At 63.0% G+C, this 18,425-nt stretch carries 16 protein-coding genes and 1 tRNA gene; 4 read left to right on the forward strand and 13 right to left on the reverse strand.

Translation table 11 applies throughout. The features are described from left to right. Positions 1–249 precede the first annotated feature (249 nt). The 3 genes from FME97_RS08210 to FME97_RS08220 form a co-directional block, all read right to left on the reverse strand. Positions 250–645: a hypothetical protein gene (locus FME97_RS08210; protein ID WP_141428496.1), complete on the reverse strand. Its 396-nt coding sequence runs from the start codon at positions 643–645 to the stop codon at positions 250–252. A 28-nt stretch (positions 646–673) separates the two neighbouring features. After that, positions 674–1,807, reverse strand: coding sequence for a transcriptional regulator (locus tag FME97_RS08215; RefSeq protein ID WP_232522846.1), 1,134 nt, complete (start codon positions 1,805–1,807; stop codon positions 674–676). 1,046 nt (positions 1,808–2,853) lie between these two features. Further along, positions 2,854–2,929, reverse strand: a tRNA-His gene (locus tag FME97_RS08220). Positions 2,930–3,155: 226 nt separating this feature from the next. On the opposite strand from FME97_RS08220, the gene FME97_RS08225 reads away from it, so the two are divergent. After that, positions 3,156–3,425 carry a co-chaperone GroES gene (locus FME97_RS08225; RefSeq protein ID WP_141428877.1) on the forward strand — a complete coding sequence of 90 codons (270 nt, stop codon included), beginning with the start codon at positions 3,156–3,158 and terminating at the stop codon, positions 3,423–3,425. A 23-nt stretch (positions 3,426–3,448) separates the two neighbouring features. Then, the gene (gene groL, locus FME97_RS08230; protein ID WP_141428879.1) at positions 3,449–5,080 is read left to right on the forward strand and encodes a chaperonin GroEL; all 1,632 of its coding nucleotides are present in this window, start codon (positions 3,449–3,451) and stop codon (positions 5,078–5,080) included. Positions 5,081–5,303: 223 nt separating this feature from the next. Here the strand turns inward: groL and FME97_RS08235 are convergent, their stop codons facing one another. The 5 genes from FME97_RS08235 to FME97_RS08255 form a co-directional block, all read right to left on the reverse strand. Beyond that, a complete protein-coding gene (locus FME97_RS08235; RefSeq protein WP_141428880.1) occupies positions 5,304–5,900 on the reverse strand; it encodes a phosphoglycerate mutase family protein in 597 nt (198 codons plus the stop codon). Between the two features lie 62 nt (positions 5,901–5,962). Next, positions 5,963–7,669: a DNA repair protein RecN gene (gene recN, locus FME97_RS08240; RefSeq protein ID WP_141428882.1), complete on the reverse strand. Its 1,707-nt coding sequence runs from the start codon at positions 7,667–7,669 to the stop codon at positions 5,963–5,965. An 8-nt stretch (positions 7,670–7,677) separates the two neighbouring features. Further along, positions 7,678–8,910, reverse strand: coding sequence for a bifunctional phosphopantothenoylcysteine decarboxylase/phosphopantothenate--cysteine ligase CoaBC (coaBC, locus tag FME97_RS08245; RefSeq protein ID WP_141428884.1), 1,233 nt, complete (start codon positions 8,908–8,910; stop codon positions 7,678–7,680). An 11-nt stretch (positions 8,911–8,921) separates the two neighbouring features. Further along, positions 8,922–9,254 (reverse strand): DNA-directed RNA polymerase subunit omega, encoded by a 333-nt coding sequence (locus FME97_RS08250; protein ID WP_141428886.1) that lies wholly within the window; start codon positions 9,252–9,254, stop codon positions 8,922–8,924. Positions 9,255–9,256: 2 nt separating this feature from the next. Beyond that, complete coding sequence (locus tag FME97_RS08255; RefSeq protein ID WP_141428888.1) at positions 9,257–10,075, reverse strand: outer membrane protein assembly factor BamD; 819 nt, start codon at positions 10,073–10,075, stop codon at positions 9,257–9,259. Between the two features lie 417 nt (positions 10,076–10,492). On the opposite strand from FME97_RS08255, the gene greA reads away from it, so the two are divergent. Continuing rightward, positions 10,493–10,969 carry a transcription elongation factor GreA gene (gene greA, locus FME97_RS08260; RefSeq protein ID WP_141428890.1) on the forward strand — a complete coding sequence of 159 codons (477 nt, stop codon included), beginning with the start codon at positions 10,493–10,495 and terminating at the stop codon, positions 10,967–10,969. A 286-nt stretch (positions 10,970–11,255) separates the two neighbouring features. On the opposite strand, the gene mdh is transcribed toward greA, so the two are convergent. From mdh to FME97_RS08285, 5 genes are all read right to left on the reverse strand, one after another. Continuing rightward, positions 11,256–12,197: a malate dehydrogenase gene (mdh, locus tag FME97_RS08265; RefSeq protein WP_141428891.1), complete on the reverse strand. Its 942-nt coding sequence runs from the start codon at positions 12,195–12,197 to the stop codon at positions 11,256–11,258. Between the two features lie 77 nt (positions 12,198–12,274). Next, positions 12,275–12,652, reverse strand: coding sequence for a glycine cleavage system protein GcvH (gcvH, locus tag FME97_RS08270; protein WP_141428893.1), 378 nt, complete (start codon positions 12,650–12,652; stop codon positions 12,275–12,277). Between the two features lie 357 nt (positions 12,653–13,009). Beyond that, on the reverse strand, positions 13,010–13,741 hold the full coding sequence (locus FME97_RS08275; protein ID WP_141429994.1) for a biotin--[acetyl-CoA-carboxylase] ligase: 732 nt from the start codon (positions 13,739–13,741) through the stop codon (positions 13,010–13,012). A gap of 11 nt (positions 13,742–13,752) precedes the next feature. Beyond that, on the reverse strand, positions 13,753–14,580 hold the full coding sequence (locus FME97_RS08280) for a 2,3,4,5-tetrahydropyridine-2,6-dicarboxylate N-succinyltransferase (RefSeq protein WP_141428896.1): 828 nt from the start codon (positions 14,578–14,580) through the stop codon (positions 13,753–13,755). Between the two features lie 197 nt (positions 14,581–14,777). Next, a complete protein-coding gene (locus tag FME97_RS08285) occupies positions 14,778–16,001 on the reverse strand; it encodes an MFS transporter (RefSeq protein ID WP_141428897.1) in 1,224 nt (407 codons plus the stop codon). Between the two features lie 225 nt (positions 16,002–16,226). On the opposite strand from FME97_RS08285, the gene FME97_RS08290 reads away from it, so the two are divergent. Beyond that, positions 16,227–18,368, forward strand: a complete 2,142-nt coding sequence (locus FME97_RS08290; protein ID WP_141428899.1) for a prolyl oligopeptidase family serine peptidase — start codon at positions 16,227–16,229, stop codon at positions 18,366–18,368. Positions 18,369–18,425 lie beyond the last annotated feature (57 nt).

The raw sequence follows: 18,425 nt of genomic DNA on the forward strand, positions 1-18,425 counted from the left end.
CTCCCCGACCTGCGTGCAGGGCATTTGCAGTTTTTTCGAAAATCCACGCAAGCTCATACAGCCCTCGGATTTCACGAACAGCCGCAGCCCGAAAGCCGACAGACCGTATGCGATCCACGTGCTCGCCGAATCCAAAAAGTAGAGATGCAGATAGCTGCCGTCGTTTTTGCACTCGTTGATCGTAATGATTCCCGTATCCATATTTTCCCAAGACTTGATAGAGGCGTTTGATTCTTGAGCCGGAAAGATTCACGGTCTGTATTCCCCGACCTTCTTCCGGTACCAGCGTCGGTATTCGTCGAATGAGAGCTCCGGAACGGCGAGGATTGTGTATTCGGGTCCCGGGGAGCGGAGGATATGGCGCCGGGCGTATTCGCGCAGTCTGTCGTCCTCCACGGAGGCCATCACCACGGGAAATGGGAACTCCCGGAACCGGAACACGGCCGTCTCGCTCTGCGGAAACAGCCGGCACATCTGGCAGGCGGAGCGTTCGAATGCCACCCAATAGGCTCCTGCCCCGTAAAGGTGCACAGACGCCGTGTTGTCCTTTTCCCGGTCGAGGATCTCTCTCCCGTGCGCCGCCAGAAAGGACATCAGCCTCAGTCCCGCCGGCTCCGCAGATCGTCTTTCGCGCGTGTCGTACATGATTGTCGTCCTGAATGGTTCGGGGGAATCAGCGGACCTCCGGCCGTGCGTCTTCACCCAGCCAGCGGTCGAAGTCCTCCAGCCAGCGCATGAGCCGCCGTTTGCTTTTCCGCGGCGCCGGCTCCTTCCGCCAGCCGTCGATGATGGCGTGCGCCCGGTCGCAGCAGTCCCGACTGCCCGTACAGCCGTAGAGGGTGACGAGCAGCAGGGCGCGGGACTGCTCCGCCTTCACGTGCGAAAGCTGCTCCCGGACCGTTCCGAGCAGGCGCTCCAGCGCCTCTTTCTCCACAAGGATCGTATAGGCCGGCAGCAGCAGCGCCTGGAGCTTGCTGCGCAGCACGTCGCTCTCCGTCCGCAGCCCTCCGCAGAGCCGCAGCGCCTCGCCGGCCAGCGCCCTGTCGTCGTCCGTCGCTCCCTCCGGGCCGTGGTGGCGTCCCAGCGCCCCGTGCAGCCCTTCGAGCAGGCGGTCGTTGTCCAGACTCTCATAGACGCGCTTGCCCGCTTCGTGCAGTCCGATGAGTTCGTACTCTCCGGGGCGGACGTGCAGCAGGGGAACCCACATCCAGTTCTCCACGCATACCACGATCTCCCTGCGTCCGCCCCCGGGCCGGACGGCCACACGCGCCTCGACGCCCTTGAAACGCCCCGACGTGATACGCACCCGGTCGCCCTTCACGGGCAGCGGCGCTTCCGGAACATAGACGGGAAGTTCGTCGGAATAGGCCCGCGCCACCCATTGAAGATTCCGCATCGCCTCGTCGGACAGATAGGGGTAGTATTCCTCCCTGCCGTCACGCACGCGGGGCAGGAAGTTGTATTGGGGCAACTGACGCTTCAGCCGGAACAGCTCGTTTTCCGACGAGCGGATGAAGACGTAGTTGTAGAGCAGGGGACGGCGCGTATTGACCGGACGGCCGTTTTCGTGACGCACCTCCACATAGGAGGGGGCGAAGAACTCGAACGGCGGTTCGCCGCTCCGCAGGCGCCGTTCCTGTTCCTGCCGGAGCCCCGGAGCGGGCCCCCGGTGACACACCGGAAGCGTCAGCACGTACCACCGGACGACCCGGCTGTTCTTCCGCGCTGCGAGCTGTCCGGAAAGCGGGGCGGGAAAGCTCCCGTCGCAATGCCCGGACAAAAGGTCCGTTCCGCTCTTGTCACACATCTCTTTCTCTCGGATTCAGATACTTCGAAGCCATATCCGCATACGGTCGTTGTATGCTGATAATTAATTATTTACAAGAATTCGTGATGACATTCCCGAAAATTTGTGTCCTGCACTGACCCGTCTCCTCCGGAATACGGCTCTCAGAAGCCGCATACCGTCTCTATATAAGAAACGGTACTTTTCCACGGCGAAAGTAGGTACTTTTTTATAAATAACCAAATATTGCGGCTCGTTTTTCAGGCGAAAATCCCCCCCCCCTCAAAAGAATATATTTGAAAATCAGAATATTATATACACAGGCCGACCGGAGGCATCCGACAGTTCCGATCCGGTCACGAATCGGTCCCGATCTGCTCTGCGATCGGGATTTTTTACGCCGTATTTACCGGGAACAGACCGCCTCATGAATCCGTAATATATTGGTTGTAAGTGCGTTGTTCCCTCCGTACCGTTTCTTATATAGAGACGGTACTTTTTTCGGTATCCGTATTTCGATAACGACGACGTATTTACGACGAGGGAAACGGGCGTTTTTTCCGGTATTCTCGCGGGAGAACCGACGTATCCGGGGCGATATTATCCCGGCAGGGTGTTATCGCAACCTCTTCGCAACTTGCCGGGTAAAGTCAGGAATCCCGATGTCCGGCGAACGTCCGAGACGCTCCGGTTCCAACGCTCCGGCCCGATTTGGCAGTGGGTGTGGATTTCGGCCGGAGGGAGAGGGCGAAGCGGTGATACGGGCACTTGGCCCTTCCTGGAAATCGGGGGCTTCCGGCAAAAAAAACGGAAATTATCGTTCGGCGCAGGGCTGCAACGACTCGGAATGGTCGAACGTATGCAGCATGGAGACTGTTGAACGCACAACGATGGAATCCAACGCATCGTCCGCAATTCGCGTCCTCTTCCCGGACCGGGACGAACGGGGCCGGATCGGGGCTCGGACAACCCGATTCCGAATACACTATGCCCCGAAAACAAAAAACCTTACGTATCATTGATACATAAGGCTTTGCTCTCTGCGGCGTTATTTTCTTACGTCTCGAGGGTGGAAGAAGGGGCTCGAACCCTCGACCTTCGGAACCACAATCCGACGCTCTAACCAACTGAGCTACATCCACCGTGTGACCTTTTGCGGTCTTTCGGAGTGCAAATGTAATACTCTTTTTCGGTACGTGCAAAAATTTCGGGCGAAAAATCGCGGGGAAATTGCGGCGGATGACAAAATGTCAGACTGTCCTGCTCGTTTGTCATGCAAAATCTGCCAAAAAGGAGTTGGCACATCTCTTGTTGAAGTGAAGGGTGCGAAAGCGAAACAACATTACGATAAACTTAAAAACGCAGAACTATGAACGTAAAACCGTTATCGGACCGTGTGCTGATTCTCCCGAATCCCGCGGAGGAGAAGACGGCCGGAGGATTGATCATCCCCGACACGGCAAAGGAAAAACCGCTGGCAGGCAAGGTGGTGGCCGTAGGCCCCGGAACCTCGGAGGTGAAGATGGAGGTCAAGGTCGGCGACCAGGTTCTCTACGGCAAGTACGCCGGGCAGGAGATTCAGATCGAGGGCGAAAGCTACCTCATCATGAAGCAGAACGACATTCTGGCGATTATCTAATCAACGTTTAATTCGGAAAAATCATGGCAAAGGATATCAAATACAATGTCGAGGCGCGCGAGCTGCTCAAGGAGGGTGTCGATGCGCTGTCGAACGCAGTGAAGGTGACGCTGGGTCCCAAGGGCCGCAACGTGATTATCGACAAGAAGTTCGGTGCGCCGCAGATCACCAAGGACGGTGTGACGGTGGCCAAGGAGGTGGAGCTCGAGGACGCTTTCGCCAACATGGGCGCGCAGATGGTCAAGGAGGTCGCTTCGAAGACCAACGACGACGCCGGCGACGGCACGACGACCGCCACGGTGCTGGCCCAGTCGATTATCGGCGTGGGACTGAAGAACGTGACCGCCGGAGCGAACCCGATGGACCTCAAGCGCGGTATCGACAAGGCCGTTTCGGCGGTCGTGGAGTCGTTGCGCAAGCAGAGCCAGGAGGTCGGTTCGGACATCTCGAAGATCGAGCAGGTGGCTACCATTTCGGCCAACAACGACGGCAATATCGGCAAGCTGATCGCCGAGGCGATGGCCAAGGTCAATAACGAAGGGGTGATCACCGTCGAGGAGGCCAAGGGAACCGAGACGCACGTGGAGGTGGTCGAGGGCATGCAGTTCGACCGCGGCTATATCTCGGCCTACTTCATCACCGATCCCGAGAAGATGGAGGCGCAGCTCGAGAAGCCGTACATCCTGCTGACGGACAAGAAGATCTCGACGATGAAGGAGCTGATGGGCGTGCTCGAGCCGGTGGCTCAGAGCGGACGTTCGCTGCTGATTATCGCCGAGGACGTCGATGGCGAGGCTCTCTCGGCGCTGGTTGTCAATAAGCTGCGCGGCACGCTGAAGATCGCCGCCTGCAAGGCTCCGGGCTTCGGCGACCGCCGCAAGGAGATGCTGGAGGATATCGCCGTCCTGACGGGCGCCACGGTCATTTCGACCGACAAGGGCATGAAGATCGAGGACACCGATCTTTCGCTGCTGGGTTCGGCCGACAAGGTGACGCTCAACAAGGAGAACACCACCATCGTGGACGGCGCGGGCGCCAAGGACGCCATCGCGGCACGTGTGGCGCAGATCCGCGCTTCGATCGAGAAGGCTACGTCGGATTACGACAAGGAGAAGTTGCAGGAGCGTCTGGCCAAGTTGTCGGGCGGTGTGGCCGTGCTCTATGTCGGCGCCGCTACGGAGGTCGAGATGAAGGAGAAGAAGGATCGTGTGGACGATGCGCTGGCCGCAACGCGCGCAGCCGTCGAAGAGGGTATCGTTCCGGGCGGCGGCGTGGCCTATATCCGCGCCACGTCGGCTCTCGAAGGCATGAAGGGCGAGAACGAGGACCAGACGACGGGTATCCAGATCGTGAAGCGTGCGATCGAGGAGCCGCTGCGCCAGATCGTTGCCAATGCCGGCGGCGAAGGTTCGGTGGTCGTCAATAAGGTGCGCGAGGGCAAGGACGCCTTCGGTTACAACGCCCGCGACGACAAGTACGAGGACATGCTCAAGGCGGGCATCATCGACCCGACGAAGGTATCGCGCGTCGCACTGGAGAACGCCGCTTCGATCGCTTCGATGTTCCTCACGACGGAGTGCGTGCTGGCCGAGAAGAAGTCCGAGCAGCCGGCCGTTCCGGCGATGCCGGGCGGCGGCATGGGCGGCATGATGTAATGACGCACGGGTGACGCACCTCTGTTCGCAGAGTTCCCCGGAAGTTTCGGCTTCCGGGGATTTTTTGTGCCGGTCCGGTTCGTCGGCCGCTTGCCGGCCTCCGTACCATCGGTCCGGCTTGTCGCGCAGGTCGCTGCGGAGACGGGGCCCTGCGATCTGTCGCATTTCAACCGGATGTTCCGGGAGGTGACGGCCCGTCGCCGGGAGATGCCGCGGTGCTGAGCTACTCCGGCATCCACTCCGCGATGCCCGTCAGCGGATGGGCGGCGCGCCATGCCTCGAACTCGCTGCGGGTGCGCACGCCGTCGCGCAGGACGGCCATGCAGTAGGCGATGCCCGGAACATGCTCCGTCGCGGGCGTCTCGAATTTGAGCCGGAGGATCGCTAGGCGCGTCTCGTCGGTCAGGGCCGCGGAGATGCGGTCGGCCACCCGTTCGAAATACCCCTCCCAGGGCGATCCGACGGACATGTGGATCATGTCGATCTGCCAGAGGTCGCCCTCCGTGTCGGCGTATTGCGCATGCCACTCGATACACCGGTCCTCGGCGTCGAGCAGATTGGCGTATTCGATGCGTCGGATACGCGGGTTGCGGGCGATGCGTGCCATGGCGGCGAAGCTCCCCTCCGGACTGAGGACCGGGGAGTAGATGTGGAGGTCGATGTCGCGGTGGGTCATCAGCAGACCCGTGCGGAGCGATCCCACGAGGTGCGTGGTAGCCCCGGCCGATCGCCAGGCGGCTTCGGCTTGCAGTTCGGCGAGGACGGCGCGGGCCCGCCGCTGGTTTTCGGCGGCGAGCGCCAGGAGCGATTCGGAATCCATGTCTTTCGGAAGGTCGTTACGATGCCGGGATTTTCGTCCCGGCCGTTGGGGGCGCGGAAGACTCAGAAGAGCGATCCGGGAGCCGGGGTGTCGGAACAGCCGGGAGCTGCGGGGTGCGGCTCTCCGTTGCGGCCCAGCAGAATGCGGGCCTGCGCGATGGCTGCGTCGGTGATCTCCGATCCGGAGAGCATCTTGGCGATCTCGGTGATGCGTTCGTCGTCCGAGAGGCGGGTGATCGAGGTGCGGCCGTCGCGTTTATAGACGACGAAGTGCGCCGCACCTTTCGAGGCTACCTGCGGCAGGTGGGTGATGTCCACGACCTGCATCGAGGCGGCCAGCGAAGCGATGATTTCGCCCATGGCATCGGCGATGCGGCCCGACACGCCCGTGTCGATCTCGTCGAAGATGATCGTGGGCAGTTGCATCCGTTCGGCGAGCAGCGCCTTGAGCGCCAGCATGACGCGCGACAGCTCGCCGCCCGAGGCGATCCGTTCGACGCTCTGCGGCGCCCGGCCGCGGTTGGCCGAGAAGAGGAAACGCACGCTGTCGCCGCCCGTGCGGGTCAGCTCCCCGAGGTCGTCTATCGCCGCCTCGAAAACCGTGTCGGGCATTCCCAGCCGGGCGAGCGTTCCGCGGATGTGTCCGGCGAAGGCCGGGGCGGCCTTCTCGCGGGCCTTGCGGAGCCGGTCGGCCAGCTTGCGGGCCTTTTCCGCCGCCTTTTGCAGGGCGGCTTCCGCTTCGGCGATCCGTTCGTCGCCGTGGACGACGGCCGCCAGACGGGCCGTGCAGCGGTCGCGCAGGCCGATCAGCTCCGCCTCGTCCGCCGCATGGTGTTTCTGTTGCAGGGCGAGCAGCGTGTCGAGCCGTGCGGAGAGCTTCGCCAGCCGTTCGGGGTCCGCGTCGATCCGCTCGCTGTCGGCTGCGGCCGATGCGCCGATGTCCTTCAGCTCTTCGAGCGTCGAACGCAGCCGGGCGGCATACTCCGCGGCGGCGGGGTAGTGTTCGCCGATATGGGCCAGGGAGGTCTCCGAGTTTTTCAACTGCACCAACACGCCCGTCTCGTCGGCGTCGAGGGCGTTGCGCAGCGTCGTGAAGGCCTCGCCGATACGGTCGGCGTTCTCCAGCATGGCCAGCTCCTCCTCGATTTCGGCCAGCTCTCCGGCGCGGAGGTTCGCCGCCGTCAGCTCCTCGGTCTGGAAACGGAGCCACTCCTCGTCGCGCCGCCCCTGTTCGGCGGCTTCGCGCAGGGCGGCCGTCTCGCGGCGCAGCTCCTGCAGGCGGGCGTACTGCGCCGCGTATTCGCGCAGCAGCTCCCCGTTGCCGGCCACGGTGTCGAGCGCCGAGGTGCGGAACTCCTCCGACGAGAGGATGAGGTTCTGGTGCTGCGAGTGGATGTCCAGCAGGCGGGTCCCGACCTCGCGCAGTTGCGCGAGCGATACGGGTACGTCATTGACGAACGCCCGGCTCTTGCCCGCCGGGGTGATGATGCGTGTCAGGGTGGTTTCTGCGGCGTATTCGAGGTCGTTCTCAGCGAAGAACTCCTCCAGCTCCGGCCCTGCGAGGGCGAATGTCCCTTCGACCGTGCAACTGCGTGCGGTGTCCTTCATGGCCGAGCCGTCGTTCTTGGCGCCCAGCAGCAGCCCGAGGGCGCCGAGCAGAATCGACTTTCCGGCGCCGGTCTCGCCCGTGATGATGTTCAGGTGCGGGTCCAGTTCCAGTTCGAGCTTGTCGATAAGCGCGTAGTTTTCGACCGACAGACGACGTAGCATGGCGGAGGTTATTTCAGGATCGTTTCGATTTTATCGACGATGCGCGCCGCGACTTCGCGTTTGGAGAGCAGCGGCAGCTCCTCGCGGCCCGCGCGGTCGATCAGCGTCACTTTGTTCGTGTCGCCGCGGAAGCCCGCGCCGGGGTCTCGCAGCGAGTTGAGCACGATGAAGTCGAAGTTCTTTTTCGTGAGTTTGGCCTCGGCGTGGGCCTGTTCGTCGTGGGTTTCGAGCGCGAAGCCCACCAGCAGGCGTCCTCCCTTGCGCGCTCCCAGTTCGGCGGCGATGTCGCGCGTGCGGCGCAGGGTGAGCGTCATCTCGCCGTCGCCTTTCCGGAGTTTGGTCTCCGACGCGCGTTCGGGCGTGTAGTCGGCCACGGCGGCGCACATCACGGCGCCGTCCGCCTCCTCGAAGGCGCGGGTCGCGGCGTCGTACATTTCCGCCGCCGAAAGCACGTCCACGCGTTCGACGCCCGGCGGCGTCGGCAGCGACGTGCGTCCCGTGACGAGGGTGACTTCCGCACCCCGGGCGGCCAGCTCGCCGGCGAGGGCGTATCCCATTTTGCCCGACGAGTGGTTCGAGATGAACCGCACGGGGTCGATGGCTTCGATCGTGGCCCCGGCCGTGACGATCATGCGTTTACCCGCGAGGCTCTTTTTTTTTTCTCCGGACGGGCCGCCGAGCAGGTCGCCGACGAATGCGGCGATTTCGGCCGGTTCGGCCATGCGGCCCTTGCCGCGAAGACCGCTGGCCAGCTCGCCTTCGCCCGGCTCCGCGATCCGCACGCCGCGCTCCGCGAGCGTCCGCAGGTTCCGCTGCGTCGCCTCGTGGGCGTACATGTCGAGGTCCATGGCCGGGGCCACGACGACCGGACAGCGTGCCGAAAGATAGGTCGTGAGCAGCAGGTTGTCCGCGATGCCCGCTGCCATTTTGGCCAGCGTGTTGGCCGTGGCCGGGGCGATCAGGTAGCAGTCGGCCCATTCGCCCAGCGAGACGTGGGAGTTCCATGCGCCGTTCTCCGGGTCGAAGAACTCCACCAGAATCGGATTTTTCGAGAGCGTGGCCATCGTCAGCGGCGTGATGAACTGCTTGGCCAGCGGCGTCATCACGACGCGCACTTCGGCGCCCGCCGTCTTCAATAAACGACACAGCACAGCCGCCTTGTAGGCCGCTATGCTGCCCGTGATGCCCAGCAATATGCGGCGTCCCTCCAGCGGGAGCCGCGCCGTCGAGTCGGATGCCATCGCGCTGCGGGTCAGATTTCCTTCATCTCGCCGTCCTTGCCCTCCTTGAAGAGCAGCTCGTGGTCGAGGAACTCCTCGGTGGCGATGATGACCGGCTTGGGAAGACGCTCGTAGTAGCGCGAAATCTCGATCTGTTCGCGGTTCTCGAAGGTCTCCTCCATCGTGTCCGTGGGCGACGAGAAGTCGGCGAGCTTGCGGTTGAGCTCGGCTTTCAGCTCGGTGGAGATCTGGTTGGCGCGGCGCGCGATGATGTTCACGCTTTCGTAGATGTTGCCGGTCTCCTTGTCCAGATCCACCAGCTTGCGCGTGATGGTGTTGTTGGGGATGTTCTTCTTGATTTCCATCTCTATTCGTTGTTGTCCTTGTTGTTGCGGTCCAGGTAGTCGCGGGCGTGCTGCGCCATGCGTTCCAGCTCCTTGTTGTATTTCGACTCGGGGAATTCCTCGCGGAACGAGAGGTAGGAGTCCAGCATGTCCAGATAGCGGTCCGTCTGCTTGTCGTGCACCGAGTTGCTGGCGAAACGGTAGCTCGCATCGACGATCAGGTACATGATCTCCTCGCGGTGTCCGCTCTCGGGATACTGTTTCAGCGCGTTCTTGAGCGCGACGATCGCCGACTTGTAACGGCCGATCTTATAATAGGTGTAGGCGTTGATGTAGGCCTTCTCGTGCAGGCGTCCCGTCAGCTCCTCGTTGATTTTGCGGAAGTCCTCGATTCTGTCGCTTTCGGGGTAGCGCGACATGAACTCGTTGATGGCCATGATGGCCTGTCCGGTCATCGTCTGGTCGCGCGTCGGGCCGGGCGAGAGGTAGTAGAAGCAGAGGGCGTACATGCCTTCGGCGTCCTCGATGAAGGCACTGCGGCCAAACTTGCGGCGGAAGTCGTCGAGCAGAGTCGAGGCCGTGTCGAAATCGCGGTTCTTGAATTTGCAGTAGGCGTTGTAGAACGAGATGCTGTCTTCGCGCGACGTGCCGGTGTAGTAGGGCTGCGCGCTTTCGAAAAGGGTCGAGGCGCGCTGCCATTTGCCGATCTTGTAGTATTCCAGCGCCTTGCTGTAAATCAGTTCGGGTTGTCCGCTCTTGATCAGGGCGTTGATTCCGGAACACCCGGCGAGAAGGGCTGCCAGGGCCGCTCCGCACACGGCGTATGAGAAAGTCTGCTTCATTTAAGAATCTTTTACGGCGCTTTATCGCGCAAAGTTACGCATAAATTAACGATTTGCAAAAAAAAATATTGCCCCTCCGGAGGCGGCGTTCCGGCGTCCGGCATCCGGGGACTGTTCCCGTTTTCTGCGGGTGCATCCGTTTCCGCCGGGACTCCGTCTGCCGCGGGACGTTTCCGGATACGGCGGGCCGGGGCGGACGGTCTGTGTCGCAGCGGGCGGCTTCGCGGTCCGGCGGATCGGACCGTCGCGGGCCCCGGATGGGGAGGAATCCCGTTTCGCTGCCGGACGGCGTGCGGGGACTGCTGCCGGAAAAAAGATTTGGAAATATGGATTTTACTTCCTATCTTTGCTTATACGAATGCAACGGGGTTCTGACCTTTCCGGGTCAGGATTCTTTATTTTTTATGTTTTTTTAGTATGGCAAAAGAGATTATTTATCTGACAGCGGAGGGTTACAAGAAACTCAAGGACGAACTCGACCACATGCGTTCCGTCGAGCGTCCGGCGATTTCGGCGGCTATCGCCGAGGCGCGTGACAAGGGTGACCTTTCGGAGAACGCGGAGTACGACGCCGCCCGTGAGGCGCAGGGTCTGCTGGAGATGCGTATCGCCAAGCTGGAGGATACGATCGCCAATGCGCGCGTCATCGACGAATCGAAGATAGACAGGAGCAAGGTGCAGATTCTGAGCAAAGTGACGCTGCTGAACCACAATACCAAAAAGCAGATGGTCTATACGATCGTCGCCGAACACGAGGCCAACCTGCGCGAAGGCAAGCTGGCCATCGGCACGCCGATCGCGAAGGCGCTGCTGGGTCACAAGAAGGGCGATCGCGTGGATGTGGAGGTTCCGGCCGGCACGATCCATTTCGAGATTCTCGACATCAATATCTGACGCCGCGCGCCGCGGGCCGGGCCGTTTCCGCAGCGGACCGCCGGCGGACGATACATACGGGGCCGGGGACGGCTTTTTCCGAACCGGGATCGCATGGCGGTCCCGGTCTTTTCGTCTCTTTTCCGTTCTCCGGGGGCCTCCGAAAGCGATGAAAAAGCCGTCACTCCGCGCGGAGTGACGGCTTTTCGTTGTTTTTCTCGAGAGCCGGAGCCTCTTCGGGCCGCCCCTCTCCTCTTTCGCGCGCCGGCCCGATGGGCCTTGCGGAACGGACGGGGCGTGCCGCGGATCAGAGCGCCTTGATCTCGTGCAGGACGTTGTTGGTCTTGCGTACGGCGTCGGCCGAAGCGGCGAACTTCTCGGCCTCCTCCTTCGTCAGCTCGATCTTCACGATCTTCTCGATGCCCTTGCGGCCGATGATCGCGGGAACGCCGATGCAGATGTCCTCCTGACCGTACTCGCCCTCGAGGTAGCACGAGCAGGGGATGAGTTTCTTCTGGTCGTTGAGGATGGCCTCGACCATCATCGCGGCCGCTGCGCCGGGGGCGTACCAGGCCGACGTGCCGATGAGTTTGGTGAGCGTCGCGCCGCCGACCATCGTGTTCTGCACGGCCTCCTGCAACTTCTTTTTCGAAGCGAACTGCGAAACGGGCACGCCGTTCACGGTGGCCTTCGACACGAGCGGGATCATCGTCGTATCGCCGTGTCCGCCGATCACCATGCCGTCCACATTGTTGATGTTGGCGCCGGTGGCCTTCGCCAGGTAGCATTTGAAGCGCGACGAGTCGAGTGCGCCGCCCATGCCGATGATGCGGCTCTTGGGCAGTCCCGAAGCCTTGAGCGCGAGGTAGGTCAGCGTATCCATCGGGTTGGCCACCACGATGATGATGGCGCGGGGCGAATACTTGATGACGTTCTCCACGACGCCCTTCATGATCGAGGCGTTCGTGCCGATCAGCTCCTCGCGCGTCATGCCCGGCTTGCGGGGAATGCCCGAAGTGATGACCACCACGTCCGAATTCGCGCTTTTCTTGTAGTCGTTGGTGGCGCCCGTGAGCTTCGTGTCGAAGTCCATCAGCGTCGAGGTCTGGTACATGTCGAGCATCTTGCCCTCCGAGAGACCCTCCTTGATGTCGATGAGAACCACTTCGCTCGCCACTTCGCGGCAAGCCATCACATTCGCACAGGTCGCGCCTACGGCGCCTGCACCTACGACGGTAACTTTTGACATAGCGTTTATGCTTTTTAACGTTGTTTGGGTTTCGTTTTTCGCCGGATCCCGGCCGGAACGGCAGCTTCTGCGGGGCGTCAGCCGATCAGTTGTTCGTAGGCGGCCGCGTCGAGCAGGGCGTCGTATTCCGCCGGATCGGTCATCCGGACCTTGACGAGCCAGCCTTCGCCGTAGGCGTCCTTGTTCACGACGGCCGGATCGGCGTCCACGGCCTCGTTGAACTCCAGGATTTCGCCGCCCACCGGGAGGAATGCGTCGCTCACGGTCTTCACGGCCTCGATCGAGCCGAACACCTCGCCGGCGGCGAGCGTCTCGCCCACGGTCGGCACGTCCACGAAGACGATGTCGCCCAACTGGCTCTGCGCGAAGTCGGTAATGCCGATTACGGCTACGTCTCCCTCGATGCGACACCACTCGTGGTCGTTCGAGTATTTCAGATTTGCAGGTACGTTCATGGTACTTTCCGTTTTTTTGATTTCCGTAATGCAAATATAACTGTTATTTCCGTAACAGCAAGAGATTCCGCCCCTTTTTTACACTTCCCGGCCGGATATTCCGGGCTTCGGTTTTCCGGAGATTTTTCTGCGGCTCTCCGCTCCGTTCCGAACGGTCTCGGATGCGAAGACGGTCTTCCGGGTTTGGACCGTGAGGTCGGTCGGCGGTTGCGGCCGGAAGAGAAGTGTGGGCGCGGTCGTATCCGTATGCGGATTCCGGAGTGCCGGCGATCTGTCGCGGGCCTGATGTGTGCCGGGAAGCCGAACCCGGCGAACGCTCCGCCCCGGCGAGGGATACGGGCGGAAGAAAAAAACGAATCAGCGCACCGGGCGGTCGATGACGAACTCCACCTCGCGGAAGAGGTAGGCGCGGAGCGTGCCGTCGGCGTGGCGCAGGAGCAATTCCCCCGACGGGCGGACTCCTTCGATCGCGGCGGTGAAGAGGCTGCCGTCCGGCAGGCGGTACGGATGCGGCGTTCCCAGCCGGTACATGCGGGCGCGGTAGTCGCGTTGCAGCGTGTCGGCATCGCCCCGTTCGAGCAGTGCGTACCGGGCCGCGCAGTGCGTGCGGAACCGTTCGAGCACCTCCTCCCGGTCGAACGTGCGGCCGGCGGCCAGCGCCATCGACACGGGGTTGGGCAGCGCGGGGTCGAACACGCGCTGATTGACGTTGATCCCGATGCCCGCGACCGAGCGACCGAGCGTGGGGCCCGTGTAGCTGTGTTCGATGAGGATGCCGACCAGCTTGCGGTCGCCGACGTAGATGTCGTTCGTCCACTTGATGCGGGTGTCGATGCCGAAGTCGGCGAAGGTGTCCGTGAGGGCCAGCGCCACGGCCTCGGAGAGCAGGAACTGTTCGCCGACGGGCAGGAAACGGGGTTCGAGCACCAGCGAGAAGGTGAGGTTCTCGCCCTCGGCGCTCGTCCATGAATGGCCCCGCTGGCCGCGTCCGGCGGTCTGGCGTTCGGCCCAGACGATGTCGCCGTGGCGGTATTCGGGGCGCCGGGCGTCGTCGTTGGTCGAGGTGGTCTCCGTGATGCGGCGGATCATGCTGCCTGCGGTCATACCGGAACCCCGAAGTCGCGCAGGGCGTCGTTGAGCGAGGTCTTCTTGTCGGTGGACTCCTTGCGGCGGCCGATGATGAGGGCGCACGAGACGCTGTATTCGCCCGCCGGGAACTGCTTGCGGTAGCTGCCCGGCACGACTACCGAACGGGCCGGCACGTACCCTTTGTAGGTGACGGGTTCGGGCCCCGTGACGTCGATGATGTGCGTCGAACCGGTGATGACGGTGTTCGAGCCGAGCACCGCTTCGCGGCAGATGTGCGCCCCTTCGACCACGATCGAGCGCGAGCCGATGAAGCAGTTGTCCTCGACGATCACGGGAGCGGCCTGCACCGGTTCGAGCACGCCGCCGATGCCCGCGCCGCCCGAGAGATGGACGTGGCGTCCGATCTGGGCGCACGATCCCACGGTGGCCCACGTATCGACCATCGTGCCCGTATCGACGTAGGCGCCGATATTGACATAGGAAGGCATGAGGATCGCTCCCGGGGCGATGTAGGCTCCGTAGCGCGCCACGGCATGCGGCACGGCGCGCACGCCCAGCTCCTCGTAGCCGTGCTTGAGTTCCATCTTGTCGTACCACTCCAGCTCCCCGGCCTCCATGCGGCGCATGGGCTGCATCGGGAAGTAGAGGATCACGGCCTTCTTGACCCATTCGTTCACCCGCCATTCGCTCTTCTCGGGATCGACCGGCTCGGCCGTCCGCAGGAGGCCCTTGTCCACGAGCCCGATCACGTCGCGCACGGCCTGCTGCGTCGCTGCGTCGCGGAGCAGTTCGCGCTCCTCCCACGCCTTCTCTACGGTTGTTCTGAGTTCTTCGTACATGGTTTTCCGTTTTCTTGCGGTTCCGGCGGCCGGAACGGTCGGGCCTTCCCGGGGCCGGAGGATTGCGGAACCGGGCATCCGTGCGGCGTCTCCGCGCGGTGTGCCGGTTCCCGGACAAAGGTACGAATAACTTTCGGATCGGCCGCACGGACCGGGAAAATAAATGCCCCCCCCCTCCCGGAGCGCCTGCGGCGGGACTACTTTTTCTTCTTCCCGGACTGCAAGTCGGGAAGGCGGACGGCGATGATGCCCAGCAGGGGCAGCAGGGAGCTGATCCGGAAGACGAACCCGATGCTCGTCCGGTCGGCCAGCCAGCCGAAGAAGGCCGAGCCGATGCCGCCCAGCCCGAACATCAGTCCGAAAAAGACGCCCGAGATCATTCCGACCTTGTCCGGCTTGAGCTCGGTGGCATAGACCAGGATGGCGGAGAAGGCCGAGGCGATGATCAGGCCGCTGGCCACGGCCGTCGCCACGGTCCAGCCCAGACCGAGGTAGGGGAGCGCGAGGGTGAAGGGCGCCGCGCCGAGGATGGAGAAGAGGATGACGTACTTCCGTCCGTAGCGGTCGCCGAGGAATCCGCCGAGCAGCGTCCCCGTGGCGAAAGCCGCGAGGAAGGCGAAGAGGCAGAACTGCGACTGCCGGACGGAGATGCCGAACTTTTCGATCAGGAAGAAGGTGAAGTAGCTGGTCATGCACGCCGTGAAGAAGTACTTCGAGAAGAGCATCGTCACGAGGATCGCCAGCGCCCGGCGTGTCTGCCGGGCGGAGAGTCCGCAGCCCGTTTTCCGCAGGGTTTGCCGGAGATGCCGCGTGCGGTCGAGCATCAGGCTGTACCAGGCGCCCACGCGGACCAGGATGAGCGAGGCGGCGAGGGCCGCCGCCGCGAACCATCCCACCGCGTGCTGTCCGTAGGGGAGGATGACCAGCGCCGCCAGCAGCGGTCCGACGGCGCTTCCGCCGTTGCCTCCCACCTGGAAGATGGACTGCGCCAGGCTCTTCCGCCCGCCCGAGGCCATCTGCGCCACGCGCGAGGCTTCGGGATGGAAGACCGACGAGCCGCCGCCGATCAGGGCCACCGTCAGCAGGATCGCCGCGTATCGCGTGGAGAAGGCCAGACCCAGCAGTCCGGCCAGCGAGAGACACATGCCCATCGAGAGCGAATAGGGCTGCGGGTGGCGGTCGGCGTACGCCCCCACGAAGGGCTGGAAGATCGAGGAGGTGAGCTGGAACACCAGCGTGATGAGCCCTATCTGGGCGAAGGTGAATCCGTAGCTCTCCTTGAGAACCGGGTACATGGCCGGAATGACCGACTGGATCATGTCGTTGAGCAGGTGGCAGAAGCCGATCGTGAACAGAATCGGGTAGGCCGTCGCCTCCCCGATGCGGGGATGTCCCTGGAGCCTTCGCAGAATGCCTTTCATCGGAGTCGTTCGCTTGTCTGTCGTTTGGCCGCCGCGCGTCCGGCGGTCGTCCCGCCGGGGCCGGCGCCCGCCCCGCGGTGCGGATCCGGGAGTGCAAAAATACCGTTTTTCCGGACAACGGGCAAACCGGATCCGGAAATTTCCGGGTGCGGAACGAGCCGTTGCGGTTCCGAATCTCCGGATTTTTTCTAACTTTGTCGCAGACATCATTCAAAACTCCGATTTATGAAGCGCGTATCGAGCGGAACCGTCGCGCTGCTGGGTGCGGCGGCGCTATTTGCAAGTTGTGACAATATGAAGCGGATCAAACTCCTGCCCTATCCCGAGACCGAGCGCGGCGGGGTCGTGGACGACTACTTCGGCACGAAGGTCGCCGATCCCTACCGCTGGCTCGAGGACGACCTCTCGGAGGCCACGGCCGCCTGGGTCGAGGCCGAAAACGCCGTGACGGACGACTACCTGTCGCAGATTCCCTTCCGCGACGCCATCCGTGAGCGGCTCACCGAGTTGTGGAACTACCCCAGGGAGGGGGCGCCGTCGAAGCACGGCGACTGGTGGTACTACTATTATAACGACGGGTTGCAGAACCAGTCGGTGCTCTACCGCACGCGGGAGCTGGGCGGGGCGGGCGAGGTGTTCCTCGATCCCAACCGCCTGTCGGAGGACGGCACGGTGGCCGTGGCCGCCGCCTCGTTCTCGAAGGACGGCCGCTATTTCGCCTATGCCGCCGCCGCGTCGGGATCGGACTGGGTGGAGATCCGCGTGATGGACACCGCCGACGGGACGCTCACGGAGGACCGGATCGAGTGGGTGAAGAACTCGGGGGCGCAGTGGTCGCCCGACTCGGAGGGATTCTATTACAGCGCCTACGACGCACCGGAGAAGGGCGTCTATTCGTCGCAGAACCAGTACCAGAAGATCTATTACCACCGCATCGGCACGCCGCAGTCGGCCGACCGGCTCATCTACGAGGACCGCGAGCATCCGCTGCGGTACTTCGGGGCCTGGCCTTCGGAGGACGGCGAATGGCTGTTCATCTACGCGTCGGACGGCACGTCGGGCTCGGAAATCCTCTACCGGAAGACTTCGGAGACGAAGTTCCGGACGCTGCTGCCGGGCTTCGACGCCGACTACGGGCCGGTGACCGTCGAGGACGGCTGGCTCTACTACACGACCAACCGCGACGCCTCGAACTACGCGCTGCGGCGCATCGACCTGAACGATCCGTCGAAGACGCAGACCGTGATTCCCGAAAGCCCGGAACACCTGCTCGAGGGCGTGGGCACGGCCGGCGGCTACCTCTTCGCGCAGTATCTGGAGGATGCGCAGAGCAAGGTGGCGCAGTATGACCTCGACGGGAAGAAGGTGCGCGACGTTGAACTGCCCGCCATCGGCACGGTCGGCGGATTCGGCGGCGAGAAGGAGGACACGGAGCTGTACTACGTGCTGACGAACTACACGTCGCCCGCCACGATCTACCGGTACGACCTCGCGACGGGCGAATCGACGCTCTACAAGGCCCCGGAGGTGCGTTTCGATCCCTCGCTCTTCGTCACCGAGCAGATCTTCTACACCTCGAAGGACGGCACGCGGGTCCCGATGTTCGTCACGCGCCGCAAGGACATGAAGCTCGACGGCGAGAACCCCTGCCTGCTCTACGGCTACGGCGGGTTCCAGATCAACATGACGCCCGGCTTCAACCCCTCGGCGCTGATGTTCGTCGAGCAGGGCGGCATCTACTGCGTGGCCAACCTGCGCGGCGGCTCGGAGTACGGCGAGGCCTGGCACAAGGCGGGGATGCTCGCCGACAAGCAGAACGTCTTCGACGATTTCATCGCGGCGGCCGAATACCTCATCGCCCGGAAGTACACCTCGAAGGAGCGGCTGGCGATCAACGGCGGTTCGAACGGCGGCCTGCTCGTGGGAGCCTGCGAGGTGCAGCGTCCGGACCTGTTCGCCGTCTGCCTGCCGCAGGTGGGCGTGATGGACATGCTGCGCTACCACAAGTTCACGATCGGCTGGGGCTGGGCCGTGGAGTACGGCACGTCGGAGGACGAGGAGCAGTTCGGCTATATCTACCGCTACTCGCCGCTGCACAACATCCGCGAGGGGGTCGAGTATCCTGCGACGCTCGTGATGACGGCCGACCACGACGACCGCGTCGTGCCGGCGCATTCGTTCAAGTTCGCCGCCACGATGCAGCACTGCCAGGCGGGCGACAAACCCGTGCTCATCCGCATCGAGTCGAAGGCGGGGCACGGAGCCGGGAAACCCACCTCGAAACGGATCGACGAGGCGACGGACATGTACGCTTTCCTGTTCCAGAATATTGGCGTCCCGTACAGGCCCGTGGCGGAGCGGAAGTAAGCGGCAGAAACGCGGTCCGGGCGAATAATCCGGACAAACAGGGAAAATGCGGCCTCC

It is taken from the genome of Alistipes dispar (genome assembly GCF_006542685.1).
GTDB lineage: Bacteria > Bacteroidota > Bacteroidia > Bacteroidales > Rikenellaceae > Alistipes > Alistipes dispar.

Bases quoted from the DNA above. Each gene is read 5' to 3' on its own strand.
- FME97_RS08210 (WP_141428496.1), bottom strand. From the start codon at position 645: ATGTACGACACGCGCGAAAGACGATCTGCGGAGCCGGCGGGACTGAGG.
- FME97_RS08215 (WP_232522846.1), bottom strand. From the start codon at position 1,807: ATGTGTGACAAGAGCGGAACGGACCTTTTGTCCGGGCATTGCGACGGG.
- FME97_RS08225 (WP_141428877.1), top strand. From the start codon at position 3,156: ATGAACGTAAAACCGTTATCGGACCGTGTGCTGATTCTCCCGAATCCC.
- groL (WP_141428879.1), top strand. From the start codon at position 3,449: ATGGCAAAGGATATCAAATACAATGTCGAGGCGCGCGAGCTGCTCAAG.
- FME97_RS08235 (WP_141428880.1), bottom strand. From the start codon at position 5,900: ATGGATTCCGAATCGCTCCTGGCGCTCGCCGCCGAAAACCAGCGGCGG.
- recN (WP_141428882.1), bottom strand. From the start codon at position 7,669: ATGCTACGTCGTCTGTCGGTCGAAAACTACGCGCTTATCGACAAGCTC.
- coaBC (WP_141428884.1), bottom strand. From the start codon at position 8,910: ATGGCATCCGACTCGACGGCGCGGCTCCCGCTGGAGGGACGCCGCATA.
- FME97_RS08250 (WP_141428886.1), bottom strand. From the start codon at position 9,254: ATGGAAATCAAGAAGAACATCCCCAACAACACCATCACGCGCAAGCTG.
- FME97_RS08255 (WP_141428888.1), bottom strand. From the start codon at position 10,075: ATGAAGCAGACTTTCTCATACGCCGTGTGCGGAGCGGCCCTGGCAGCC.
- greA (WP_141428890.1), top strand. From the start codon at position 10,493: ATGGCAAAAGAGATTATTTATCTGACAGCGGAGGGTTACAAGAAACTC.
- mdh (WP_141428891.1), bottom strand. From the start codon at position 12,197: ATGTCAAAAGTTACCGTCGTAGGTGCAGGCGCCGTAGGCGCGACCTGT.
- gcvH (WP_141428893.1), bottom strand. From the start codon at position 12,652: ATGAACGTACCTGCAAATCTGAAATACTCGAACGACCACGAGTGGTGT.
- FME97_RS08275 (WP_141429994.1), bottom strand. From the start codon at position 13,741: ATGATCCGCCGCATCACGGAGACCACCTCGACCAACGACGACGCCCGG.
- FME97_RS08280 (WP_141428896.1), bottom strand. From the start codon at position 14,580: ATGTACGAAGAACTCAGAACAACCGTAGAGAAGGCGTGGGAGGAGCGC.
- FME97_RS08285 (WP_141428897.1), bottom strand. From the start codon at position 16,001: ATGAAAGGCATTCTGCGAAGGCTCCAGGGACATCCCCGCATCGGGGAG.
- FME97_RS08290 (WP_141428899.1), top strand. From the start codon at position 16,227: ATGAAGCGCGTATCGAGCGGAACCGTCGCGCTGCTGGGTGCGGCGGCG.